This window comes from Roseivirga sp. BDSF3-8 (genome assembly GCF_041449215.1).
Classification (GTDB): Bacteria; Bacteroidota; Bacteroidia; order Cytophagales; family Cyclobacteriaceae; genus JBGNFV01.
In genome coordinates this window covers 2,144,334-2,168,470 of sequence record NZ_JBGNFV010000001.1, presented here as the reverse complement: position 1 = coordinate 2,168,470, position 24,137 = coordinate 2,144,334, and the positions used below count along the sequence as shown (strand labels likewise).

General features: G+C 44.8%; 21 protein-coding genes and 1 tRNA gene. 9 read left to right on the top strand and 13 right to left on the bottom strand.

Annotated elements, in window-relative coordinates; genetic code table 11:
- From AB9P05_RS08805 to AB9P05_RS08775, 7 genes are all read right to left on the bottom strand, one after another.
- Positions 1-939 (bottom strand): DUF368 domain-containing protein, encoded by a 939-nt coding sequence (locus AB9P05_RS08805; protein WP_371908456.1) that lies wholly within the window; start codon positions 937-939, stop codon positions 1-3.
- 12 nt (positions 940-951) lie between these two features.
- Positions 952-1,734 (bottom strand): phosphosulfolactate synthase, encoded by a 783-nt coding sequence (locus tag AB9P05_RS08800; protein ID WP_371908455.1) that lies wholly within the window; start codon positions 1,732-1,734, stop codon positions 952-954.
- Positions 1,734-3,140, bottom strand: a complete 1,407-nt coding sequence (locus tag AB9P05_RS08795; protein ID WP_371908454.1) for a tetratricopeptide repeat protein — start codon at positions 3,138-3,140, stop codon at positions 1,734-1,736. The genes AB9P05_RS08800 and AB9P05_RS08795 overlap by 1 nt, the downstream gene beginning before the upstream one ends.
- Positions 3,141-3,300: 160 nt before the next feature.
- A complete protein-coding gene (locus tag AB9P05_RS08790; RefSeq protein WP_371908453.1) occupies positions 3,301-4,023 on the bottom strand; it encodes a tyrosine-protein phosphatase in 723 nt (240 codons plus the stop codon).
- 21 nt (positions 4,024-4,044) lie between these two features.
- Positions 4,045-6,453, bottom strand: a complete 2,409-nt coding sequence (locus AB9P05_RS08785; protein ID WP_371908452.1) for a GumC family protein — start codon at positions 6,451-6,453, stop codon at positions 4,045-4,047.
- A 9-nt stretch (positions 6,454-6,462) separates the two neighbouring features.
- Complete coding sequence (locus tag AB9P05_RS08780) at positions 6,463-7,233, bottom strand: polysaccharide biosynthesis/export family protein (RefSeq protein ID WP_371908451.1); 771 nt, start codon at positions 7,231-7,233, stop codon at positions 6,463-6,465.
- Positions 7,234-7,316: 83 nt separating this feature from the next.
- Positions 7,317-8,453: a glycosyltransferase family 4 protein gene (locus AB9P05_RS08775; RefSeq protein WP_371908450.1), complete on the bottom strand. Its 1,137-nt coding sequence runs from the start codon at positions 8,451-8,453 to the stop codon at positions 7,317-7,319.
- 319 nt (positions 8,454-8,772) lie between these two features.
- Here AB9P05_RS08775 and hflX point away from each other — a divergent pair, with 319 nt between their 5' ends.
- Positions 8,773-10,008, top strand: a complete 1,236-nt coding sequence (gene hflX / locus AB9P05_RS08770; RefSeq protein ID WP_371908449.1) for a GTPase HflX — start codon at positions 8,773-8,775, stop codon at positions 10,006-10,008.
- Between the two features lie 63 nt (positions 10,009-10,071).
- Positions 10,072-10,146 (top strand) — tRNA-Arg (locus tag AB9P05_RS08765).
- 40 nt (positions 10,147-10,186) lie between these two features.
- Here AB9P05_RS08765 and AB9P05_RS08760 read toward each other — a convergent pair.
- The gene (locus tag AB9P05_RS08760; RefSeq protein WP_371908448.1) at positions 10,187-11,293 is read right to left on the bottom strand and encodes an alanine racemase; all 1,107 of its coding nucleotides are present in this window, start codon (positions 11,291-11,293) and stop codon (positions 10,187-10,189) included.
- Between the two features lie 209 nt (positions 11,294-11,502).
- Here AB9P05_RS08760 and AB9P05_RS08755 point away from each other — a divergent pair, with 209 nt between their 5' ends.
- From AB9P05_RS08755 to AB9P05_RS08745, 3 genes are all read left to right on the top strand, one after another.
- Positions 11,503-13,035 (top strand): hypothetical protein, encoded by a 1,533-nt coding sequence (locus tag AB9P05_RS08755; RefSeq protein ID WP_371908447.1) that lies wholly within the window; start codon positions 11,503-11,505, stop codon positions 13,033-13,035.
- Between the two features lie 49 nt (positions 13,036-13,084).
- Positions 13,085-13,747 carry a hypothetical protein gene (locus AB9P05_RS08750; RefSeq protein ID WP_371908446.1) on the top strand — a complete coding sequence of 221 codons (663 nt, stop codon included), beginning with the start codon at positions 13,085-13,087 and terminating at the stop codon, positions 13,745-13,747.
- A 218-nt stretch (positions 13,748-13,965) separates the two neighbouring features.
- The gene (locus tag AB9P05_RS08745; RefSeq protein ID WP_371908445.1) at positions 13,966-14,808 is read left to right on the top strand and encodes a mechanosensitive ion channel family protein; all 843 of its coding nucleotides are present in this window, start codon (positions 13,966-13,968) and stop codon (positions 14,806-14,808) included.
- 55 nt (positions 14,809-14,863) lie between these two features.
- Here AB9P05_RS08745 and AB9P05_RS08740 read toward each other — a convergent pair whose 3' ends face one another.
- From AB9P05_RS08740 to AB9P05_RS08730, 3 genes are read right to left on the bottom strand one after another with little or no spacing between them, the layout of a single operon-like run.
- Positions 14,864-15,592, bottom strand: coding sequence for a DUF547 domain-containing protein (locus AB9P05_RS08740; protein WP_371908444.1), 729 nt, complete (start codon positions 15,590-15,592; stop codon positions 14,864-14,866).
- Positions 15,593-15,632: 40 nt separating this feature from the next.
- A complete protein-coding gene (locus AB9P05_RS08735; RefSeq protein ID WP_371908443.1) occupies positions 15,633-16,940 on the bottom strand; it encodes a cation:proton antiporter in 1,308 nt (435 codons plus the stop codon).
- A complete protein-coding gene (locus AB9P05_RS08730; protein ID WP_371908442.1) occupies positions 16,941-17,783 on the bottom strand; it encodes a universal stress protein in 843 nt (280 codons plus the stop codon).
- Between the two features lie 235 nt (positions 17,784-18,018).
- Here AB9P05_RS08730 and AB9P05_RS08725 point away from each other — a divergent pair, with 235 nt between their 5' ends.
- A complete protein-coding gene (locus AB9P05_RS08725; RefSeq protein ID WP_371908441.1) occupies positions 18,019-19,497 on the top strand; it encodes a glycine--tRNA ligase in 1,479 nt (492 codons plus the stop codon).
- Between the two features lie 125 nt (positions 19,498-19,622).
- Here AB9P05_RS08725 and aspS read toward each other — a convergent pair whose 3' ends face one another.
- Positions 19,623-21,389, bottom strand: coding sequence for an aspartate--tRNA ligase (aspS, locus tag AB9P05_RS08720; protein ID WP_371908440.1), 1,767 nt, complete (start codon positions 21,387-21,389; stop codon positions 19,623-19,625).
- A 128-nt stretch (positions 21,390-21,517) separates the two neighbouring features.
- On the opposite strand from aspS, the gene AB9P05_RS08715 reads away from it, so the two are divergent.
- From AB9P05_RS08715 to AB9P05_RS08705, 3 genes are read left to right on the top strand one after another with little or no spacing between them, the layout of a single operon-like run.
- A complete protein-coding gene (locus tag AB9P05_RS08715) occupies positions 21,518-22,087 on the top strand; it encodes a hypothetical protein (RefSeq protein WP_371908439.1) in 570 nt (189 codons plus the stop codon).
- Between the two features lie 56 nt (positions 22,088-22,143).
- Positions 22,144-22,560, top strand: coding sequence for a nucleoside deaminase (locus AB9P05_RS08710; RefSeq protein ID WP_371908438.1), 417 nt, complete (start codon positions 22,144-22,146; stop codon positions 22,558-22,560).
- 51 nt (positions 22,561-22,611) lie between these two features.
- On the top strand, positions 22,612-23,226 hold the full coding sequence (locus AB9P05_RS08705) for a superoxide dismutase (protein WP_371908437.1): 615 nt from the start codon (positions 22,612-22,614) through the stop codon (positions 23,224-23,226).
- A 50-nt stretch (positions 23,227-23,276) separates the two neighbouring features.
- Here the strand turns inward: AB9P05_RS08705 and AB9P05_RS08700 are convergent, their stop codons facing one another.
- The gene (locus tag AB9P05_RS08700; protein ID WP_371908436.1) at positions 23,277-23,948 is read right to left on the bottom strand and encodes a TVP38/TMEM64 family protein; all 672 of its coding nucleotides are present in this window, start codon (positions 23,946-23,948) and stop codon (positions 23,277-23,279) included.
- Positions 23,949-24,137: the final 189 nt, after the last annotated feature.

The window sequence follows — 24,137 nt, the reverse complement described above, 5'->3', positions numbered from 1 at the left end:
TTAGCTGTTTTTCTTCAGAAAATTAGCTGCAATTTCAATCAGCAGTACAAGAAGTATCCCCAACGCCATAAAGAGTATGGCCTGGAAAAGCATAGGGTCGGACCCTGTTACTTCAGCATATTGGTTAGGAAGTACATTTTCAGTGATCAGGGGCTGTACCTCCCCATGACGATCGGTATAGTACTTTACAACCGACTTCCATGGCCAGATTTTATTCAATGAACCAACCATAAAACCTGACAGAAGGGCGATAGCAATATTTTCATACCGGTCCAGAAGCCAACCTATGACCCGTGAAAAAACGAGTAACCCGGTAACACATCCACTTCCAAAAAGCACCAAAGTGCTTAATTTGAAATTGGACAGGGCGTCAAAAATATACTGATACTTACCTAGAATCAGTAAGATAAAGGAGCCGCTAATGCCAGGCAGGATCATAGCGCAAATAGCTAATGCCCCTGATAGGAAGATAAACCATGGTTCGGTAGGGGTCTCAGCCGGAGAGATGATCGTGATGTAATAGGCAATAGCTATACCTATGGCACCTGCGATAAACACCCCGAGGTACCAGCGTTTAATGCTTCGGGCTACATATATGGATGAAATAATAATAAGCCCGAAGAAAAAGGACCACAACTGTATTGGGTATGTCTCAAGTAAAAAAGTAATAACCTTAGCCAGTGATAGCAGGCTAAATAGTATTCCGGATAAAAGGACAATGAGAAAACTTCCGTTTATCTTATTCCAGAAATCTACAAACCTTCCTTTAAAGAGGAGTTTAAGGGCAGAGACATCCACCTCGCCAATACTATCCAGCAGCTCTTCATAGATACCTGTGATAAAGGCAATAGTACCCCCGGATACGCCGGGAACTGCATCAGCCCCGCCCATGGCTACGCCTTTAAAAAACAAAAGGACGTAATCCTTTACTCTTCTCATGCTGGAGGTATATTAAATCGTGCCGCCTGCTTTTTCTATGTCTAGAAAGTGATTGAAAGTATCACCCCTCAACCCAAGTCTGATAGTTTCCAGAGGAATGACTTCGTGCGGGGCAATATTACCAAGATTCACGTTAGCACCTAGTAGTTTAATAAACCAGACCTGCTGGGCTTTTTGTGGAGCCTCCCATATTATCTTCTCAAAAGGGATCTTGGTGAGGATCTCTTCCACAAGACCGCTTCTTACCTCTCCACTAGAGCGGAACAGACCGACATTACCCCCTTCACGAGCCTCACCGATTACTTTCCACGCCCCGGCATCTAACTCAGCCTGCATCAGGGCAATCCATTTATAGGGAGGTATAATTTTTTCAGCATCTTTACTGCCTACTTCTGATAATACGGTCACCTGTTCAGATAGCTTCCGGATATATTCACACTTGATATCATGATCAAGTTCTATAGACCCATCACTAACCTCTGCGAAAGATAGGTCATACTTGTCGAGCACTCGCCGGTAGTCATCGAACTGTCCTCTAATCGCAAAAGCTTCAAACAGAGTACCCCCAAGATAGGTAGGTATCCCCGCAGCTTTATAGAGGTCTATTTTTTCCTTAAGGTTAGGTGTAACGTACGAAGTGGCCCAGCCGAGTTTAACAATATCCACATAGTCACCACATACGGAAATAAAATCTTCCACCTGGCGTAGGCTCAGACCTTTGTCCATAGCCATCGTGAACCCGGTTTGTCTGGGCTTAACGGTGCGCTCGGGCACACTCTTAAGGGTATAATTCATCAGGGTTTTTCTTTTCTGAACTGCTCAATAACCTTGAACAACGCTTTCTGTGTTTCCAGCTTAGGGAAAAACTCCAAAAGTAGCGTATGCATGTCGAAGTTCAAAATTAAGGCATTTTCAAGAAAATTGAATGCTTCTTTGTATTTACCATTAGCAATCAGGTAGGCAGTGACCCGATAGTATAGTTCAGCTTCTTCAGGAAGCTCTTCTATACCATTCATAACTATGTCAATGGCTTCATCATAGTTACCCTGATCGTATAGTATAAGTGACCAGTCCAGCCACATAGCCGCATGTTCCGGATTGAGAAGGCTGGCCTCGTAGTAAGCTTCAAGGCTGCTTACTACATTACCCACCTGGTATTCAGCATCGGCTACGGCGAGCCAGTATTCAAAGTTCTCTGCATCCAGCTTAAGGGCCTTATTTAAAAAATGTATACCCTCATATGCACGATCCTGCCTGATGAGGCAGCAACCAAGACCAAAGTAGGCCTGATCATAAAGCTGATCCAGCTTTACAGCTTTTTTATAGAAAGTGATAGCTTTCCCATAGTTGTCCAGCTTCTCATGAGCTGAACCGATGTAATTGTATATTTCTGCACTTGCTCCTTCTGCATCAAGTGTCTTCTCATAGCACCTCAGTGCGTCTGCATACTTGTCAAGGTTCATAAAGGAGTTACCCATATTAAACCATGCGGAAGCAAACTCGTCGTCTATTACTGTGGCATAATCATAGGCCTGAATAGCCTCTTCAAACTTCTCCAGCTTATTATAAATGATGCCCAGATTATACCAGGCACTGCTGGAGTAAGGATCAGCATCAATAAATTTCTTGTAAAAGGTGATACTACTTTCAAGCTCCCCAATCATATCGAGGCAATATGCCAGCTCGTAAAGAGCGTTTTCATGATTAAGGTTTATTTCAATAGACTCTCTGTAGCAATCAATCGCCTCTCCATACTTACCCATGCCCTGATAGGCAAGGCCCATGTGGTAATAAACTTCATCGCGATCTTCACATACATGAATGGCGCGATTGAACATTTCTATAGCATCATCATATTTTCCCATTAGGGAATACACTGAGCCGGAATAGAAAAGCACGTCAGGATCATTGGGCTGTAAATTTCCTGCCTCTTCCAGTAGTTCCAGCGATTCATCGAACCGCTGCATATTAGTAAGTATCTGGGCTTTTTCAAGTCTGAGTTCAGTAGAGAAGGGGTATTGCTCAAGGGCAATATCACAGGCTTTAAGGGCCTTTTTAAAGTTTCCTCTTTCGAGGTAGTGATCTATAATTTCTTCATACGCTTCAATATCAAAAAAGCAATAGCTTTTATTTCTCAGGTTTTCCTCGAATTGATTAATCAATTCTTTTCCCTCTTCGCGTCGTTTAAAACTATCTCCCATCCAACTTTTATTTATATCAGCCGGCATCCGTTATGCTCAATTTAACAATTTCACGGATAGATTTATCCCGGCTGTAAGATATTTTGTACCTGTGAGTAAAAGGCAACAGGCTTTCCTTTCTAACGCAGAATGCCATAGAAAGCATTCATGTGCATACGGATTAAATTAGTTCTGTGTTCAAAAGGGGGTTATCTAATGCTTTATCAAATAATTTAGAGTTGATGACCTTCCCGATATTGTCAAGGTGCCTGTCATGGTGACAGTCACTACCCAGGAAGTTAGCCATTTTGTTTTCAATAATCCACGCAGCGATGTTCGAGGCAGGTTTGGCGTAATATCCATTTAAAGAATTAAGGTTTACCTGCAACAACAACCCTCGCTCTTTTAGGCGGCTCAGCTCTTCTTTCTTATTATGAAAATACAGGTACCTCTCAGGGTGGGCCAATACAGGCTTGTACCCTTGCGACTGCAACTCGAATATGGCATGCTCCAGAAATACAGGCTCATTAATAAATGACGTTTCAATGAGCACATAATCATCACCAAAGCTTAGTATCTTTTCACTTTTGTTCGCAAGTTTTTCCATGAAAAACTCATCAAGGTAATACTCAGCCGCAGCTTCAATCCTAATAGGGATACTCTCTTTTTTCACCGCTTCCTGTACTTTTCTCACACCCTCTAAAATAATTTCGGGGGTATTACGATAGGTATCGTGGATAATATGAGGCGTGGTAATGACCTTTTGGTAGCCAAATTCTTCCATACGCCTGAGCATATGAATAGTCTGCTCCATGGTCTCAGAGCCATCATCTATACCGGGAATAAAATGCGAGTGGATATCAACCCGAAAGGGAACAGTTTTTCTCTTCGGGGTAGATTTCATTCCAAAAAGCTTTTTCAGCACCTAGTTTCTGCTAAAAATTTTCTTAAAAAAGGATTTCTTCTCTACCTGGTCTGGCTCTTCGTAATATCCCATTCCGTACCCGTAGCCATAGCCATAACCATATTCGGCATAGGAGCTGGTAGCATTTAGTATCAGGCACAATTTATTGAGCCTGTTTACCTTTACCAAACGATTGACGGATTTAAGAAAAGCTTTTTTAGAATACTCTGCCCGTACGATGTACAATGGCAAATCAGCTTTTTTCATAGCCAGCATCCCATCAGTAACTAATCCTACTGGTGGCGTATCGAGTATGACTACATCATACAGTTGTTTGGCATGCTCTAGCACCTCTTCCATCTCAGTACTCATAATTAGCTCTGAAGGATTGGGAGGGTTGGGGCCTGCGCTAATTATATCGAGGTTTTCCAGCGATGTACGCTGGATACATTCCTCCAATGTACTTCTTCCGATAAGCAGGGTACTTACACCTTTGCTTCCATTAGTTTTTTCGAAGGCCTTATGAACTTTTGGCCTTCGCATGTCCAGGTCCATAATAAGCACTTTTGAGCCGGACATAGCGATAATACCTCCCAGATTAGAGGCCACAAAAGTCTTTCCCTCGCCACTTATGGTAGAGGTAACTGATATTACTTTCGTTTTCTTTTTGGCTGTAAGGAACTCAAGATTAGTACGAATAGCCCTTAAGGCTTCGCTCACTCCGGACTTGGGATGCTTATCAACAATCATCCGGGTTTCTGAGATATTATCCAGGTGATATACAGGCACAGTACCGAGTACGGGAATGGAAGTCACTGCCTCCAGCTCGGACTGGCTGCTGATCTTATTGTGTAAGGCATACCTACCCCCAACGAAGAGGAGGCTAAATATGAAGCCGGCTACAAGTCCTGCACCCATGACAAGGCCCTTTTGAGGGTAAATAGGAGAAGGTGCAACTGAGGCGCTCGAAAGAATGACAAAATCGGTGGTGGTGCCTGCTTCAGCAATCTGAAACTCAGCCTTTTTTTCCATAAGCATGAGGTACCGCTCTTCATCAAGATCATACTTGCGCTTAATCTTTGTGTACTCCATGCTTTTGCCGGGTAATGTCGTAAAGTCATCTTCCATTTCAAGGCGACGGTTATTTACTTCGCCAAGACGAGTAAAGATGTTCTCCCGGATACTATTGAGCCTGTCCAGTATGGAAGACTTGAGTAGCTCCAACTCCTGGTTTTTCTTTTTAACGGTAAATGTATTTGGGTTGTAGCTGGTTAGTAATAGCTCTTTTTCCTGAACCAGTTCGCTGAACTCCTGAACCAGCGTGGTAAGGTCTTGTGGCAGATAGTCATTATCCGCCAATAATTCATTAACAGCTGCGTCATCTACAGATATCTCGTCGTACACCTGGTTTATAAACCGAAGTCTCTTTTGATATGAGAACCGCATGCTGTCCAGTTGCTCCATCATACCAATGACCCGGCCGATATCTCCTTTTAGATCAGTAGTTTTGTACTCGATAGTGAAGTTCTCAAAATAGTCTTCGTACTGACCTAGCTTTTCTTCCGTAAGACTTAATTGCTCATTAAGGAAGTCTATCTTCTGCTTATTGGCTTTGTTTTTTTCTTCACGGGTGTAAAGCAGGTACAGGGTATCTATAGCATTTACAAGATCCTTTGCCTTAAAGGGGTTATGGTCTCGAAAGCTAATACGAATGGTGTTAGCCTTAATATTGTAGGGAACTACCTCCAGGCCATTATCAAGGTAGTTAATCAGGGACGGCTCACTGTTTATTACAAAGTAATATTCACGGTCGGGTAATGATGGAGAATAGTGCTCGGTCCCATATATTTTTATACTGAAGCCCTCGCCGGTAATCTCCTCTCCGAAGCTATGTATGCTGCTGTACTTTTGCCCATTATGCGTATAACTGAACCGAAAGGTATTAGGCCTTAAAAGCTCTACGTCAAAAGGCTTATCGTAATACGAGCGGTCGGTAAGCTCATATACCACTGTAAAGGGACTGTTTTTGTACCTCTCATCATTTAAGAAATTACCATAGGCATGGTAGGTTGTTTCAAGGTTCAGCTCATCAATTATTTTCTTAAAAAACAGTCTTGATCTGATGAGCTCTATTTCACCGCTGATGTTGGTGATTTTATTTTCCTCTACCTCATCGAGATTATTCAGACCCAAAATGCTGGCCTCACTTTTAATGTTAAGCTTCAGGTCAGAGCTGGATTCATACAAGGGCTTCGTATACCTTACAGTTAAGTAAGCTGAAAGTGTAGTAATGGTCACTATCAGAATAATCCATGGCAGACTTTTCCTAATTACCAGCAACAGTTTTCCGAAATCGATTTTCTCAATCAGGCTCTCGGAATCCTCATTGGCTACGCTCCTTACACCTATGTCGTATTTATTCTCTTCCAAAGTCAGGTACTAGTTGTTTCGCAAAAGCACAACCGTGAGGCTGAGTACACTGGTAATTATTGATAGCAGTGGAGCCACGTCGCGAATAGATTCACCAGGACGAGCCATTTGCTCTACGTAAATTATATCTCCAGGCATAACACTAAGAGAGGCAGATTTCATTCCCTCGATGGTGGATAAATCGATAACCTGCACAATCGGATCATCCAGGTCACCTCTGATCAACCGTATATTATGTGCTTTATTATACATCGGTATCCCTCCGGCCATAGCCAGCACCTCTATGACACTGGTATTTTGGTTCACCACCGGAATGACCTGCCCTCCAGATCCGCCTAATACAATAACACGCTTATTTACGTAATTAGAAATGACGAAGGGTTCAACAAAATATTCGCTGTATGCTACCTTAAGCAGACTATCAGCCTGGAAGAGAGTGTAGCCCCCAACCTCGAGTTCGCCCACAACCGGCAACCGCACCATGCCATTCTCCTGTACCGTATATTCAAGAAGCCGGTGCTCACCGTTCTCACCTGTTTCGTACAGTTCAAAATTAGGGTCAATAATTCGCTCTCCGCTATTAGTAAATACTTCAACTGTGAGCCTGTCATAAGGCCTTATGCGGTAGGTACGTTCAGCTTCGGCTACAGCCATGCCTACCTTTCCTGAAGGAAAATCCTCGGCCGTACGAAACATTATGTGTTGCTTATAGGCGCTACATGACAGGAGGTTAAATGCCAATAAAAGCAGCCCTGATATGCGTATTATCCGTTTGTTCAAAATCAGCAGTTAAATGTGCACGGGCAAATATACGGATTCTTTTACGGCTTTAATGAAACAGGTTTCCCAGCAGTAAAAAAGCCTTAATACTCTGAAACAGCCAGGTTACCAGCCACTAAGGCCTGCTTTTCCACAGCTGCCAGGTATTTTTCTATTACGATTCTCTCGTCGAATCTTTCTTCGACAATTCTGCGTCCGTTTTCACCCATTTCAGAGATTTGCTCTGTTTCGGCCTTAAGCATCATTTCCATTTTACTGGCAAGGTCATGGGCATCTTTCGCTTTGCACAGAAAGCCATTCACGTTATCTGTCACTACGTTGGTGCATCCCGGCACATCAGTAGCGACAATGGGCTTACAAAGGCTCGCGGCTTCAAGCAGCGTGCGGGGAGTACCTTCACGGTAACTGGGCAGAACAACACAGTCGGACTTATTGATATTCTCTCGAACATCTTTACTTGTGCCCAGATATTCGATATCGCCTTCCGCTATCCATTGGTCTATTTGTTCAGTTGAAATACCCCGCTTATGCTTGGGGTCTTTGGCACCAAGCAACTGAAACCTTGCCTTTAACCCTTTGGCCCTGAGTTTCTTAGCTGCCTCCACGTACTCAAGAACGCCTTTATCATATATAAGCCGGCTGATCATTAGAAAGGTAAAAGGCTTATGGAGCTCAAACTTGGAGGGGATAAAGTGATCAAGGGCAATCCCAGATCCTGGCAGCAAGCCGGTTATCTGCTTTTTCACAAGCCGCTTTTCCAGAAATAGATTCAGGTCGTGCTTATTTTGAAAAAACACCAGTTTTGGCAGGCGAAAAACAGCCCGGTAAAGCCCAATGGCTATACGATTAACAAGATTATCTTTGAGAAAAACGGTCCCGAGGCCGCTGACATTATTGATGGACGGAATACCTAAAGTGGCTGCGGCAACTGTTCCGTAAATGTTAGGCTTAATGGTAAAGTGAAGAACTACATCAGGGGCTGTTCTCTTGTATATCCTTCTGAGTTCAAGTAACAGGCCAAAGTCTTTTAGAGGGCTAGCTCCACGGCTATCCATTGTTACCTTCTCATATTGGCAACCAGCCTCTACCAATAGGGGGGAAAATTCATCTTCAGGGGCCACCGTTACTACCTCGTGTCCTTCCTTTAAAAGTGCTTTAACCAATCCCATCCTGAAGTTGTAAATATTCCAGGAGGTATTGAGAACAATTGCTATCTTCATCCGGCCATTCCTTATAAAACCAATCTGTAGTCGAGTTAACTTACTAACTCAACCACCCATTAGGTTTTTCTGGAAATAAAATTATACAAAATTTTACTTTTTTTATACTTAACCCTCTTTCTTAATAATTAGTTAGCATAGTTGACCTATGCATTTTGACTGATTTTTTCTGCAATGCTACAACTTTTATCAGACACTACATGGCTATAGATTGCTAAATCCATTGCAGATTAGGCTTGTATATTAAGTATGGGAAATTTTCTTCTGTTAATTTTGTTGTATTCAGGCATGACTATAGGAGTAGACTAATTAAAACTGCATGATAGATACCCTTTCGGTAAACGGAGATAACAGCATACCTGAAACTGCCGTTCTGGTGGCTCTCGTAACTCGGGAACAAACTCAGGAACAGGTAGATGAATACCTTGAAGAACTGGCTTTTTTAGCTACAACACTGGGTACTGAGACTAAAAAAATGTATACCCAAAAGCTGGAGAAGCCTGACATACGTACGTTCGTAGGTAAAGGAAAGCTGGAGGAAATAATGGAGTACGTGAAGGCAATGGATATAGGCATGGTCATTTTTGACGATGACCTTACCCCTTCTCAGCTTCGAAATCTTGAAAAAGCGCTTAAGGTCCGTATATATGACCGAAGTTTATTAATCCTGGATATATTCCTGAAAAGGGCTCAGACCGCACAGGCAAAAACCCAGGTAGAACTGGCAAGGTACCAGTACCTAATGCCTAGACTTACAAGATTATGGACTCACCTGGAGCGCCAGCGCGGTGGTACGGGCACGCGTGGTGGTGCGGGTGAGAAGGAGATTGAAACTGACCGCCGTATTATCCGTAATCAGATAAATGTACTGAAGAAGAAGCTTGAGAAAATTGAAAAGCAAGGTGAAATTCAGCGAAAGAACCGCTCGAACGTAGTAAGGGCAGCACTTGTAGGGTATACCAACGTAGGCAAATCAACGCTGATGAGGCGTCTGACCAAGGCCGATGTACTAGCAGAGGATAAGCTATTTGCTACTGTTGATTCTACTGTGCGCAAGGTGGTGATAGATCAGATTCCTTTTCTGCTATCTGACACGGTAGGGTTTATCCGTAAGCTACCTACTCACCTCATCGAATCCTTTAAATCCACCCTCGAAGAAATTCGCGAAGCTGACATTCTCCTTCATGTTATAGACGTATCCCACCCTAACTTTGAGGAACATATGCAGGTGGTAAAAGAAACCCTCTCTGATATCGGGGCCACTGATAAGCCTACCCTCCTGGTATTTAACAAAATAGACCAGTATCGTGCAAATGCGGAAGTCGCTGAAGATCAGGTGAACGGGCAAGAGATGGAGGATATTTTTGAGCAGGAAGAACCAATTACAATTGATCACCTTAAAGAGACTTTTATGGCTCGTGGTGAGGAGGAGGTTGTCTTCATATCTGCGCAAAACAAAGAAAATATGGATGAGCTGAAAACCAAATTAGGCGAGATGGTTGCACAAAAGCATTACACTATTTTCCCCAATTACCTGAAGCACGATGTTTACTAAGTAGCTTCCCTGCTTTGGCAATTGGATTGAAAGCCATAATTTTCTAATTTTGGGCCGCTATCCGGTCCCGTAGTTCAATGGATAGAATAGAAGTTTCCTAAACTTTAGATGCAGGTTCGATTCCTGCCGGGACTACCACATAGGACAAGGCTGATTTTTCGGCCTTGTCCTTTTTGTTTCAGGGCTGAAAGAGGTCCAGCCTGTCCCCGACCATGGTGTAGCAATCAGATATACAATCCACCGCCAGACAAGAGTGTATAGGCAAAACACCAAGCAAATCGCCAGGCTGGTAAGTCTCCACCCAACTCTGAGGTACTTTTACTACGCCGTGTTCCTGACTTAACTTTCGCACATAGGAACCTTCCGGTGGGGCAGACCATCCCGACTCGGTCAACTCTACAGGCAGACCAAATATTTTTTTGCCGTTCCTTTCCACCACATCCTTTGAAAAATGTACTCCTCCGCCGTATACCACTATTTCAGAGCGTTCCGGGTGAAGAGAAACTATAGGGCAGGCCATGCAGACAGCGATCTGATCCCAGGTACAGGCACCTATGTACATCTGCATTACATCATAATAGATGAGGTTACCAGGCCTAAGCTCAGCCGCCGGCGCAAAATTATCCATAAGGCTTGCACTTGGCGTATCACCATATGAGATCACCATGTGAGGAAAACGGCTTCGGTATCTTTGCTCCAGACTACCCAGAGCATCGAGGGCTTCTCTGTGGATTACTTCTACATTCGATTTTCCTTCTACATCATAGGTATGGCCTGCATGCACCAGAAATCCGGCGAAACGTACTTTATCCCCTCTCTCTATTGCCATGAGGGTAGCCTCCACGTCTTCTTGCTGAGTGTAATCAATCCCGGTTCTGTGATAGCCGGTATCTATCTTGATGTATATGTCTACCTCATTGGTCAGGTGCTCCGATAGATAATTTACAGTAAAAGGCGACTCCACTAAAAGTCCTAGCCGCGTCACCTTTTTGGCCAGTCTAATGATCCTCTCTATTTCCCTGATATTTACAGGAAAGGCTATGAGAATATCCTGCCAGCTCCCCGAAAAATAATCAGCCATATCCACACTGCTTACGGCAATCTTATCAATGTCGTAAGCTCTATGCCATTCACCCACCGCTATTGATTGGTGGGTTTTAAAATGAGGACGGTAGGAAAGCCCTGCCTTTGCAGCTTTCATAGACATCTTTTCAAGGTTCGCCAGGGCCTTGTTTTTATCGACCAACAAAGTGGGCTTTTGAATTTGAGGGAAAGTAGATCGCATAATTCACAATAAAGAACAGTAATCTGAAAATAGAAAGACAGAGTGGACCTTTCCGAATAATTACACAACAGGCAGTGAGTATAAAATGTATTATTTGGGAGCCGCTTGATTTTCACATTCATAGTAAAATACTTACACTACATCAGTATACAACCTTCATCGTATTATATTGAGTCCAGGAAAAAGCTATTAGGAAAAGAACTCCTCCTATGAATTTTAATTCTACCACGCGCTCCCGGCAGCAGGGGCAATCCCGGGCTCTGGCTCATTCACATCACGCACCAAGCAGAGCTTTGGCAAACCAGGACCAGAGGTCACCCCTTCAGCTTCAGGAAAACGAATCGGTACCTAGCACAGACCGCGAAATAAGTGTCGCTGATGTTCAGTATGAATTATTAGCGCATGGATTGGGCTACATGGACGAATTCACAGATCAGCAAAAGGTGCTACTTGCTAACTGGGGATTTAAAACTAATACGGCCACCGGGTGGTCAATGGTCGTAAAAGACGAGGAATCCGGCTTTTTTGCAGGCTTATTATTACCCAATCAGTATAGCAACTCCCCGGCTCCTTCACCGGTACTTGTGTTCAGAGGTACCCAGGAAATGGCAGACTGGACCAAATCTAACACGGACCCCTATGCTGTGGGTTATACCTCATTGATTTGCCAGTATGGCGCCATTCAAAGCATGATTGACCTGGCGGGAGGCCATGTGGTTATGACTGGTCATAGCCTTGGAGGTTCTCTGGCAAAACAAGCCGCCCTTGCTTTTCCCGGATCAGCATCTTCTGTATACACTTACCAGGCACCCGGGGTCAGTTCTGAGCAAAATGGGATGAACGCGGGTGCGCCTGTAGTCAATCACATTGCAGAGGGGGACATTGTACACCGTGCTGGTGGTGGCAGGCTACAGGGGCAGACACACCTTCACCACCCATCAGAATACCGGTGGGTAGGCGGGGGTAATTTTACGCCTCCTACCAGGATCAATGCGGACAGGGGAGTGATGAGTCATAGCGATTATTTACTTAGCGGTGAAGCGTTTGCAGAACAACAACAGACCATTACCCCGGAGGGGTGGGATTGGACTCAAGTACTGAGAACTGCCGCTGATAACGAAGAAAAATCTCCGGTGATGACTAATCAGGATATGGAATCATTTGATCAGTCTCCTATTGCTACTTCGTGGCATGAAACAGGCAGAAGAGGCCTGGGCAACTTTTTCCGCTTCCATGCCTCCATTATAAATGACGCGTCCGACAGTAACCTTCGATCCATACCATTTTCACACAGGCTAACCTTAATGAGGGGCGTGACAAGTAGTAGTGGAGCCATCCAGAATGCCCCTACTGCTATGGCAGTCTACAAACTCATAAGTACTGCTACCAGCACGGAAGTGAAGTCACTTGTAAACTCAGTAGGGTTTGACAGGTTATTGCAGATATCACTGGTAAACCCCAGGCTTAGAACTCCTATGAGGTCTTTTCTGCAAAACAGCTATTATCCTTCTCTTTCTGTGGAAGAGGCTGTAATGCTTATGTCATCCCGAATGAGTCACCAGGTACTAAACTCAGAATTCAGGCAGGAGATGATAAGAGACATTTTGTTTACGCATAGCAACCCCGGGGCTATCATCAGCCGGCTGGGCAGTGGAAATTACAATAGCGGGTTAAATCGTATATTACGATCTGTAGACTTTACAGAAGATCGTGAGATAAGAAGGCGGTTTGGAAATGAATAGGTTAAGCATACTGGGTGTTTTCTTTATTTTTCCCATAGCATGCAATTTTATGAATAAGCACACTGAAGAGGCCGTAGTCAGGCAAACGGCGAGGGAGTACCTGCAATCCACCCATGAAGAGGAGTTTAGAATAATACGATCAAAGTGGCGGTGTAACGAGGGTAATGACTGCCCCGATGTTCACGATGTCTATGCCGTGGCTACCGATGAGGCAGAAGTCCAGGTAGTGCTTACCCTTGATTTCAGGCAGGATCCTCCCAAAGTAACCAGAGATAGCTACCATCAGGAGCAGGCCAGCCTCAGGGTCACGCGGAGCCTGGAGCAATTGATTGGTTCACCAGATTATTTACTAAAAGCATATGCTCAGAACCCGGCCATTGCTCTTCCCCAAAAGCCCCTGATGGTAAAACTGTACGTTCTGGACAGGAATAAAACCAGTAAGGAAGAGGTATTGGAGGCACTGAAAGAGTTAATTATGTATGCCTCTAAAAATAAATTTGAGCTGCTGGATGTGGAAATAGCGTTTTTTGACGGCCTTCCAGATAAGGTAACTAAAGAGGACTTTAACCTCGGAAGCTTTACCGGGGAAAAAACTGCTTTTGAAAAAGAATATAGGTTCAGCACCTGGCGGTTTGAAACAGGGGGAAAAGAACTGCAAGAACCGGATTCATTATTGAATGACCCTATGAAAAACATCAAAACCCTCAATTAAGGCCGGACAATCTAACCGGCTAAAATGCTTTAGCCTGCCTACCAGCGCTTTCATTAAATTAAGGAATAGAGATTTTTATATCGTCCCTACGTTTTTCTACCTCCATAGCTCGCAGCCAAATTTGGCGGATTTGGAAATAATCGGTTATTTAGTTCTTAAAGAGAATCTAAACCTGAACTCCTTCAGGATCCACAATAACCTTATTTACTATTTCGGAGATGAATTTCGATTTTAAAGAAAACGATTGGATGGAACGTATCAGCGAACTAGCAGCGCTGTATGTTCCCAAGGTGATTTTGGCCATCATTGTGCTGATTGTTGGCCTGGCCGTCATCAAAAAATTAATAAGGCTTCTAAGAATTCAGCTCGAAAAGCGAAGTGCAGATCCCTCTCTGATTCCTTTTCTAAGCGGTATTGCGAATGCACTTCTGGTTATTGTACTCATTCTGAGTATAGCTGAAATGGTAGGGGTCGAGACCACCTCCTTTATTGCTGTTCTGGGTGCCGCATCCCTGGCTATTGGACTAGCCCTACAGGGTAGTCTCTCAAACTTTGCCGGTGGGGTACTTATACTACTGATGAAACCCTTTAAAGTAGGGGATGTCATAGAAGCACAAGGAGTCATTGCTTCAGTTTCTGAAATCAAAATTTTTCACACTGTACTCAAGTCCTATGACGGCAAAACTATCATCCTGCCTAACGGACCTCTGTACAATGATAAGATCATTAACTACTCTACGGAACCTGAAAGGCTGGTAGAGTGGGTATTTGGCATTGGCTATGATGATGACATCGATAAAGCCCGTAGCATAATCTACGAGGTGATATTCACCGATCCCCGCGTACTCAATAAAGATGATGCCTATATTAAATTAGCTGAGCTGGCTGACAGTTCGGTCAACTTCAAAGTACGTGCCCGTGTGATACAGGCAGACTTCTGGGGAGTATACCTGGATATGATCGAAAGAATCAAGAAAGCATTTGATCGTGAAGGCATAAGCATCCCTTATCCTCAGATGGATGCTCACATATTTAACGAAACGAAGAATCAGGGGGGCTGATTCTTCTCTTAAAAACATTCAAGCTGCCTGTATGCCTGCCCGCAACAGGCAGTTTTTATTTCTGCTCATTCAAAGACCAGTTGTAGTCCAGATACGCCACCTCTGCATCTTCATCTGCCTCTTCAGGCATCACCTGATGGATGTATCCGGCGACACCCTCCGGCTTAAAGTCCTTTTTGTACCAGTCAAAAATCTTTGATATGTAAAGGGTCCCTCCTTCCAGCCTGTTTTTGCTATCATTAGATAAAAATACCTGTGCCTGATCTTGCAGTTGCTCCTCCAGTTCATCTGCTGTATAAGCTTCTCTTCTTAAAGGCGGGCAGGACATGGCTGCACAAACCAATGCAAAATGAATGCGTGGCTCATCAAACTCCTTCCGGATGATCCCATGTTCGATATTATTCAGGTCTAGCTCTTCGCTACCTATCCTAATGAATTTAATATCCCAGGGAGAGTTGATATAGGGAATATTTGGCCCCTTAGTGATGTCCTTGATACTCTTCACAGGATAATTTCTAAGTATCAACTGCAGAGTATAGGCATTATACGCATTAAGCCAATAAGCCAGCTTTTCTTCCCGCGACCAGTCCGGAGAGGGTGGTGCGGATTCCAGTTGCAGGAGGTAGTCATTAAGCCTGATGCTATCAGACAACAAGCCCTGATAGTTCACTAACCCCTCCCCATCTACATACTCACGTAATAACTGAGTGAACTGACCGTGACCTGGTGCCACTGTGTTGTTTCCCTCCGGGTTGGCGGAACTACAGCTAAATACGAGCAGCATAATGGCTGCAGCGATTAAGCCTTTAACGGAGAGGCCGCTTTTAAGTGTTTTTAATTTCCGGTTCGGGAATAACCGATACGGTTTCTGAGGCTTTTTTGAGTTGCTCATTGTCTATCTGTCTAAGGCTGTAACGCATAAGGGGCCCTGATACAATAATGGTGACTACCACCATCACGAGGATAGCTACAAATATCTCTTCCGAGATTAGGCCCGCATTAAGAGCGATGGCTCCCAGGATAACCTCAAGAGCCCCGTGGGTGTTCATCCCAAAGCCTACCGCCCAGGACTGATGCTTACCTAAGCCTCCTATACGCGCTCCGGTAAAGGCTCCGCTCACCTTCCCTATAAATGCCAGAACAAGAAACACCAGGATCAGTGGCAAATTAAAGCTTTCGACAAAATTGACATGTAAGCCAAGCGACACAAAGAACAGTGGCGCAAAAATGTTATTGATGAAGTGATGTACGATTTCCTTGGCCCGCTCTGTAAGGTGCTCTGAGTCTCCTAGCGCAACCCCTATGATAAATGCGCCAAAAATAGCATGTATGCCGATAAACTCAGTGAATGCGGCCGCCACAAAGCACAAAGCAAGCGACAAACTTAACAAGCCGCCAGGCCAGGCCAGCCGGCTATTAATCCAGGGTAGTGATCTATTAATAAGCCACTTACCAAGTGTAAGCATGCCAATAGTGAAACCTACTGTAAGTCCGATCGTTTGCCCGAGCCCCATTTTCTCCTGTCCGGGACCGCCCATAAGGCTCAAAATCACCGAGAATATCAGCCAGCCCAACAGGTCTATTATCATAGCCGAGGCTATGATTAGCATGCCCATATTCGACTTGAAGACATCAAGATCCATGAGTATACGGGCAATAACAGGGAGGGCCGTAATGGCAATGGTAGTACCGATGAAAAGGCTGAAGACTATACGGTTACTCTCGTTATCCAGTAAAAAGAAGGAAGGAAAGGCATAGGTAACCGCAAAGCCGATGATAAAAGGAATTACCAGGGCAAAAAAGCTTGTATACAGGGCCTGTTTACCCTGCTGCCACACAATTTGCAGGTCCACCTCCAGGCCTGCGATAAATAGCAGGAGAACAACAGCTACCTGAATAAACCCATCAAGTACCTGTGCAGAGGCACCGGTAATGGGAAACAGCACCTGAAAAGTTTCCGGAAAAACGCTGCCCAGCAAAGTTGGACCTAACAGAATACCGGCCATTATCTCACCCACCACAGCAGGTTGCTTAAGCTTTCTGGATACTTCAGCCAGAAAACGACCGGCCGCCAGCATAACGGCCAGTTGCAACATTAGGTTAATAACCTCGCTATGAGTGAGTTTCTCCATTTATCGTCTTGGTTTATTAATAATCAATACGTTGCATGGCATATCAGCAAAAACATATTCGAGATCATGAGGAAACACGCGGTCCATGAGCCCCAGTCTGTTGGCAGGTGCCCCGGCAATAAGCAAGTCAGCATCCGCCTTCAGAGCAAACTTTGCCAACTCATACCCTGACTTACCTGCCGTCACCTTCACATTTATTTTCAAGTCTTCTGTATCTATTCCCTTAAGTATTTCATCTACCTTCTTTATTTCGTCCTGAACCATTCCTTTTTTTGTTTCGCTATACTCTTCTTCAGAAGCCTCCGCCGCCATCGCCATCGCCAGTCCATACATCTTGATAGCCCGAATGATATGCAACTGGCGGGAGTTATCTAATTTTCCCAGCTCACAGCCTACCTTTATGGCCTCCCGGCTATATGGACTTCCCTCACCATTTATCACTACCCTACGGAAGTTTTTCGGCTTCTGTGAGGGCTGTATAAGCATTAGTACCGAGCATTCCGACCGGCGAAGGATTCGGCGGGCGATGGAGCCCAGGTAGTATTTTACAAAATTCTCTTTACGGAGCGCACCGGCTACCAATAAGTCTACCTGTTGCTTCTGGCAAATACTCAGGATCTTTCTTGCCGGGTCACCCTGCTCCCAAATTACCTGTAGCCGGTCTTCCGGAATCTGAGCCTTTTTCCAAAGCGACTCCAATAGCTTTTCCTCATCCGCAGACCTGTCACCGATGTGAATAAGCAGTAAATCAGCATCGAATAGGGCCCGTAACCTCGCGGCTTCTGCCAGCAGGGCCTGTACTCTTGGAGAAAACGCAATGGCTACAGCTAGCTTTCGGTACATTTCTTACAAAGGGTCATGTTATTTACGGTATAGCGCTCAGGAGATCTATGAAATAGCTGGCTCATTCTCCGCCTGGTAAAAGGTCACTATCTCTTAAAAATATAGGAAAAATACATATGGCAGAGGAAGGTTTTCAAGAATTTATCAACTAATACCTGGCAGAACGGGCAAATTTCATTTGATACCCACATTAATCTGTTCAGCCTGCCCCTTTTTCTTTATATTTGCCGCCATTATGGCAAAGCAAGAAGAACAGCAGGAAAATGTCCTTTTCCGAAATATAATATCCCATGCGAAAGAGTATGGCTTCGTATACCAGAGTAGTGAGATATATGACGGGCTACAGGCCGTCTATGACTATGGCCCCTACGGAGCAGAACTCAAGAAAAACCTGAAAGACCTCTGGTGGCAGAGTATGACTCGCCTTAACCAGGAGGTAGTGGGGCTGGACTCTGCCATATTTATGCACCCCCATACCTGGAAGGCCTCCGGCCATATTGATAGCTTCAACGATCCTATGATCGACAATAAGGATAGTAAGAAGCGTTACCGCGCGGATGTGCTTGTGGAAGACAAAGCCGCTGAATATGAGAAAAACGGAGAGGCCGAAAAGGGGAAAGCCCTCGTAGAGGAGCTTGCCAGGCTTCTTGAAGCCGAGGACCTTGAAGGCGTGCGTGAACTCATCGTCCGTGAAAATATCGTGTGTCCCGTATCCGGTACGGCTGAGTGGACAGAGGTACGTCAGTTTAACCTCATGTTCTCTACAAAGGTGGGCTCTGTGGCAGAAGACGCTGACACTATCTACCTGCGTCCGGAAACAGCCCAGGGTATTTTTGTAAACTTCCTGAATGTGCAGAAAACGGCCCGGATGAAAGTACCCTTCGGTATTGCCCAGATTGGCAAAGCCTTTAGAAATGAGATCGTGGCCCGGCAGTTTATCTTCCGTATGAGGGAGTTTGAGCAAATGGAAATGCAGTACTTTGTTCGCCCCGGTGAAGAAATGAAATGGTACGAACACTGGCGGGATGCACGGCTTCGCTGGCACAAGGCCCTTGGTATCCCTGAGGAAAAGCTACGCCTGCATGACCACGAAAAGCTGGCTCACTATGCCAACGCAGCCCTGGATATAGAATTTGAATTTCCCTTTGGTTTCAAAGAGGTAGAAGGAATTCATAGCCGTACAGACTTTGACCTTGGTAACCACCAGGAGGTTAGCAGAAAGAAGATACAGTATTTCGACCCCGAGATAAATAAGAACTACACCCCTTATGTGGTAGAAACTTCGATAGGTGCAGACCGGACCTTCCTCATGCTCCTGTGTAATGCCTACACCGAAGAGGAAGTAGGCGAAGGAGATAAGAAAAAAATGCGTACTTATCTCAAATTTCATCCGGCTCTTGCGCCAGTAAAAGCAGCCATTCTTCCCCTGACCAAAAAGGATGGCCTGCCTGATAAGGCCAGAGAAATATTTGATAAGCTCAAATATGACTTCAACATCATTTATGAGGAGCAGCAAAGTATCGGGAAGCGCTACACACGCCAGGACCTGATAGGTACACCGTTCTGTATCGCAGTTGACTATGATACGCTGGAGGATGATACGGTAACCATTCGTCACCGGGACACAACTGAACAGGAGCGGGTCCATATTAACGAATTACATAACAGGCTGGCAGAAGCCACCAGCATAAGAAATATACTGGAAAGCTTATAATCAACCCCTATGATCAATGAAGTAGAAAGCAGTATGCTTTTTGGCTAGCTGTTTTTTTTAGGAAATGAAAAAGGCTGCCGGTAATTCCGGCAGCCTTTTCTGTTTGTACGCCAGGTACGTATATTTTATGATTTATCCTCTTTGCGGATGTCTACTTTGATATGAAGATCCGTAAGTTGCTCAGGTTCTATCTTAGAAGGAGAATCCAGCATGACGTCACGGCCGGAAGTATTTTTAGGGAAAGGAATGAAATCCCTGATACTCTCCACCCCTGAGAATACGGCACAAAGCCTGTCCAGGCCGAAGGCAATCCCCCCGTGAGGCGGAGCTCCGTATTCGAAAGCATCCATAAGGAAACCAAACTGCTCCTTAGCCTCTTCATCACTAAAGCCCAGGTGCTTGAACATAAGCTGTTGCATAGCACGGTCATGGATACGAATAGACCCGCCGCCTACTTCCACACCATTTAGCACCATGTCGTAAGCATTTGCCCGTACTTCTCCAGGGGCATCAGTAAGCTTATCCAGGTCTTCTTTATAGGGTGAGGTAAAGGGGTGGTGCATAGCGTGGTAACGGCCACTTTCCTCATCGTACTCCAGCAGAGGGAAATCCACTACCCACAGCGGCTTGAATACCTTAGGGTCGCGCAGCCCGAGCTCTGTACCCATCTTCAGGCGTAGCTCGCCCATTTGCTTGCGCGTCTTGTCTTTTTCACCACTCAGTACCAGCAGCAGGTCACCCGGCTTGGCGTGAAGTTCATCAGCCCATTGCTTCAGGTCTTCCTGGCCAAAGAATTTATCCACAGAAGACTTATAGCTTCCATCCTCATTACATTTTACATAAACCAAGCCTTTGGCCCCTATCTGAGGGCGCTTTACCCAGTTAGTAAGCCCATCTAACTGCTTTCTGGTATAGTCAGCACAGCCTTCTGCATTAATTCCTACTACCAGTTCAGCCTCATCAAATACGTTAAAGCCCTTATTTTGAGCCACGCGGTTAAGCTCGGACATTTCCATCCCAAACCGGATATCGGGCTTATCAATGCCATATTTTGACATCGCCTCGCTGTATGGCATACGCGGGAACTCTCCCACTTCCTGGCCAAGAACCGTGCGGAAAAGGTGCCGTACAAGTCCTTCAAAAGTATTCAGTACGTCTTCCCTATCTACGAAGGACATTTCGCAGTCAATCTGAGTAAATTCAGGCTGGCGGTCAGCCCTCAGATCCTCATCACGAAAACACTTAACAATCTGATAGTAGCGGTCATACCCAGCCACCATCAGCAATTGCTTGAACGTTTGAGGGCTTTGAGGCAGTGCATAAAACTCACCCGGGTTCATACGGCTTGGCACCAGAAAGTCACGGGCACCCTCCGGAGTGGATTTCAATAATACAGGGGTTTCTATTTCCAAAAAGCTCTGTGCATTCAGAAACTGTCTGGTTTCAAAAGCCATTTTATGCTTTAGCTCCAGATTTCGCCTTACCGGACCTCTGCGCAGATCCAGGTAACGGTATTTCATACGGAGATCTTCACCGCCATCTGTTTCCTCTTCTATAAGGAAAGGGGGAACTTTCGCCTTATTTAAGACCTCTACCGCTGTGGTATCAATTTCTATATCTCCTGTGGGAAGCTTATCATTTTTTGCCTCCCGCTCTTTCACCTTGCCTGTGGCTTTTACCACAAATTCTCTTCCCAGGCCTCTTACCGTATCAATAAGGGCCGGATCGGCCGTACCTTCTTCCAGGATTAACTGAGTGATTCCGTAGCGGTCTCGCAGGTCCACCCACAGTATTCCTCCTCGGTCACGAACCCTCTGTACCCACCCCGCCAGGGTGACTTCCTTACCGGCATCGGCAAGCCTCAATTCTCCGCAATTGTGCGTTCTGAGCATGGTTAGAAATAATTTATAATTTTACCTTTTCAAAGGTAGCAATGTTTTTCTTATTAGGCAGACAATACCGGGAATGCCTCCGGCAGGATTTTTGTTTTTCCAGGAGTTCTATAGCCAACAGTAATAAAATGATATATCGAATTGCTCTTACGTACCTTTTTTGCCTGACAGGTGTGGCAGGGTTTGCACAGAAATTCACCCCCGTAGAGGTCGAAGATCAACGTATAACCCTGTATATGCCCGAAAGCATGAATCCCGCTACTGCCGAAGACCTCAGGCAAAAGTACGTTTCATCTCACCCTCCTCTTATCCTGTATACATCACAGGACAGGCAGGCGGACCTGGGTGTAAACACAGCCCCCACCCCATGGGCCGCGGGCGACCTCGATTTGCTTAAAGACATCTATAAATCTAACCTGCAGAATCTATATGATGATGTAACCTTTATGAAGGACACCATCGTCAATCGTGACGGCAGGGACTATATCATATTAGAGTTTGTAGGCACCCTGAATCCTGAAGAAAACACCCTCACTCAGCAATCAGTACTTAAGAAGTATCAATACCTGATGTACACTATCCGGGACTACCAGGTACTCATGTTCTTTTTTATTGCCCCGGAATCTCAGGCTGAAATATGGGGAGATAGGGTGGAAGCCTCTATGGAGAAAGTCAAAATCAGGGACAAGAAGAAATAACTCCTGTATACAAAATCAGTTTAACAGATAATACATTGCTGACAGACGAGCATTTTATGCGCGAAGCCCTCAAGCAAGCGGGGTACGCTTATGAAGAAGGGGAAATTCCGGTAGGAGCCGTAGTAGTTTGCCGGAACAAGATTATCGCTAAAGCGTATAACCAGACAGAGAGGCTAAATGACGCTACGGCGCATGCTGAAATGATTGCGACTACGTCTGCCTCACACGCACTCAACTCGCGTTACCTCAAAGAGTGCACGCTATACGTGACCCTTGAGCCATGTGTTATGTGTGCCGGAGCCTGTCACTGGGCCCAATACCAACGAGTGGTTTACGGGGCCAGTGATATCCAGAGAGGTTTCGAAAGATTACATGATCCTGTCCTTCATCCGAAGACAGAAATTCATCATGGCGTGTTAGCCAATGAATGTAAAAGCCTGATCGACGATTTCTTCAGGCAGCTAAGAAAATAGCTATATTTGATCGTCACATTAAATTGTCAAACCAAATAAATTTTTTTTACTATGGCATTTGAACTTCCAGACCTGCCCTATCCTAAAGATAGCCTTGAACCTCATATTGACGCACAAACCATGGAAATTCACCATGGAAAACACCACGCCGGCTACGTAAGCAAACTTAATAATGCTATCGAAGGCACTGACCTTGCTGGTAAATCTATCGAAGAAATCATCAGCAATGCGGGAAAGCATGGTGGCGCGGTACGGAATAATGGCGGAGGCCACTACAACCACTCGCTTTTCTGGAGCATCATGAGCCCTGCAAGTGGCAACCATGAGCCTTCAGGTGATGTGGCAGAGGCTATTAAGGCTAAATGGGGTACGTTCGATAAATTTAAAGAAGAGTTTGCCAATGCGGCAGCTACCCGCTTCGGGTCTGGCTGGGCCTGGCTTTGTGTAGATGATAAAGGGGAACTGTTTATCACCTCTACTCCTAACCAGGACAACCCCCTGATGGATGTAGCTGATGAAAGAGGCACTCCTATTCTCGGACTTGATGTATGGGAACATGCTTATTACCTGAAGTATCAGAATAAGCGCCCTGAATACATCAATCACTGGTTTATGGTAGTAAACTGGGAAGAGGTTAACAAACGCTACTCAAGCGCTAAAGGCTAAGGCATTAACTTATAGATTCAGGAGGCTGTATTAATTTACAGCCTCTTTTTTTATGCCATTTGCTTAAATCGCTTTTTCAAAATTACCCCAAGGATAATAAATGTCAGGACTGCGGCCATAAACCCGACCCACTGTTCAGTGGTAATACTCGCTTCCTGCCCTGATGCCGCCAGGTGGCCTAACCAAACGATGATGGCTGTAACAGGTATAAGTCCTATGGCTGATCCTATGACGTAGTCTCTGAAAGAGATAGATGTAAGCCCGTAGGCGTAGTTCATCACATTGTAGGGAAATACAGAGATCACACGAAAAATCAATACTGACCACATGTGGTATTTTTCCACATAAAACTCCAGTTTTTTGACCATTCCCAGCCCGCCAAACCGGCTGATAAAGTCTCCCCGGAACAGGAACCTGCTGCATAAAAATGAAGCACAAAGGCCTATTGTCATCCCCAGCCAGGCCAGAGGCAGTCCGTAAGCCACGCCATACAGGTAGCCACTAAGCAGTGTGAAAAAGAACGTTGGCAGGCCTGCGACATTAAAGACTATATATAAAAATATGATAATGAGGGGGGTGTAGTAGCCAAAACTACGCAGCCTTTCCTTGACTGTAATAATGTTCTCTTCAGAGAAATACTGGTTGAGATCATACTGAAAGAAAATCAGTATGGCCAGGACTACCAGCAACACAAAGACTAATTGTATTAAACGCTTAGACATATAAACAAGGACCGGGATTTACGTAAGGTGAGCAAATTAACACACTAACAGGAACATACTTATGTAAGTTTTTTCTCATTTTATCATTTTTAGTAATTCCTTAAATCCAATTATTATTCTGCCATACTAAGTTGGAGCAGACGTTTAATGAATTTTACCACCCCAAATGTGAACTTTTTTATTAAAAAC

Excerpts from the sequence above, each read along its gene's own strand:
- AB9P05_RS08700 (WP_371908436.1), bottom strand. The coding sequence starts at position 23,948 with ATGTCTAAGCGTTTAATACAATTAGTCTTTGTGTTGCTGGTAGTCCTG.
- aspS (WP_371908440.1), bottom strand. The coding sequence starts at position 21,389 with ATGCTCAGAACGCACAATTGCGGAGAATTGAGGCTTGCCGATGCCGGT.
- AB9P05_RS08740 (WP_371908444.1), bottom strand. The coding sequence starts at position 15,592 with ATGCTGCTCGTATTTAGCTGTAGTTCCGCCAACCCGGAGGGAAACAAC.
- AB9P05_RS08790 (WP_371908453.1), bottom strand. The coding sequence starts at position 4,023 with ATGAAATCTACCCCGAAGAGAAAAACTGTTCCCTTTCGGGTTGATATC.
- AB9P05_RS08795 (WP_371908454.1), bottom strand. The coding sequence starts at position 3,140 with ATGGGAGATAGTTTTAAACGACGCGAAGAGGGAAAAGAATTGATTAAT.
- AB9P05_RS08805 (WP_371908456.1), bottom strand. The coding sequence starts at position 939 with ATGAGAAGAGTAAAGGATTACGTCCTTTTGTTTTTTAAAGGCGTAGCC.
- AB9P05_RS08710 (WP_371908438.1), top strand. The coding sequence starts at position 22,144 with ATGCGCGAAGCCCTCAAGCAAGCGGGGTACGCTTATGAAGAAGGGGAA.
- hflX (WP_371908449.1), top strand. The coding sequence starts at position 8,773 with ATGATAGATACCCTTTCGGTAAACGGAGATAACAGCATACCTGAAACT.
- AB9P05_RS08735 (WP_371908443.1), bottom strand. The coding sequence starts at position 16,940 with ATGGAGAAACTCACTCATAGCGAGGTTATTAACCTAATGTTGCAACTG.
- AB9P05_RS08800 (WP_371908455.1), bottom strand. The coding sequence starts at position 1,734 with ATGAATTATACCCTTAAGAGTGTGCCCGAGCGCACCGTTAAGCCCAGA.
- AB9P05_RS08760 (WP_371908448.1), bottom strand. The coding sequence starts at position 11,293 with ATGCGATCTACTTTCCCTCAAATTCAAAAGCCCACTTTGTTGGTCGAT.
- AB9P05_RS08750 (WP_371908446.1), top strand. The coding sequence starts at position 13,085 with ATGAATAAGCACACTGAAGAGGCCGTAGTCAGGCAAACGGCGAGGGAG.
- AB9P05_RS08705 (WP_371908437.1), top strand. The coding sequence starts at position 22,612 with ATGGCATTTGAACTTCCAGACCTGCCCTATCCTAAAGATAGCCTTGAA.
- AB9P05_RS08715 (WP_371908439.1), top strand. The coding sequence starts at position 21,518 with ATGATATATCGAATTGCTCTTACGTACCTTTTTTGCCTGACAGGTGTG.
- AB9P05_RS08725 (WP_371908441.1), top strand. The coding sequence starts at position 18,019 with ATGGCAAAGCAAGAAGAACAGCAGGAAAATGTCCTTTTCCGAAATATA.
- AB9P05_RS08775 (WP_371908450.1), bottom strand. The coding sequence starts at position 8,453 with ATGAAGATAGCAATTGTTCTCAATACCTCCTGGAATATTTACAACTTC.
- AB9P05_RS08730 (WP_371908442.1), bottom strand. The coding sequence starts at position 17,783 with ATGTACCGAAAGCTAGCTGTAGCCATTGCGTTTTCTCCAAGAGTACAG.
- AB9P05_RS08745 (WP_371908445.1), top strand. The coding sequence starts at position 13,966 with ATGAATTTCGATTTTAAAGAAAACGATTGGATGGAACGTATCAGCGAA.
- AB9P05_RS08755 (WP_371908447.1), top strand. The coding sequence starts at position 11,503 with ATGAATTTTAATTCTACCACGCGCTCCCGGCAGCAGGGGCAATCCCGG.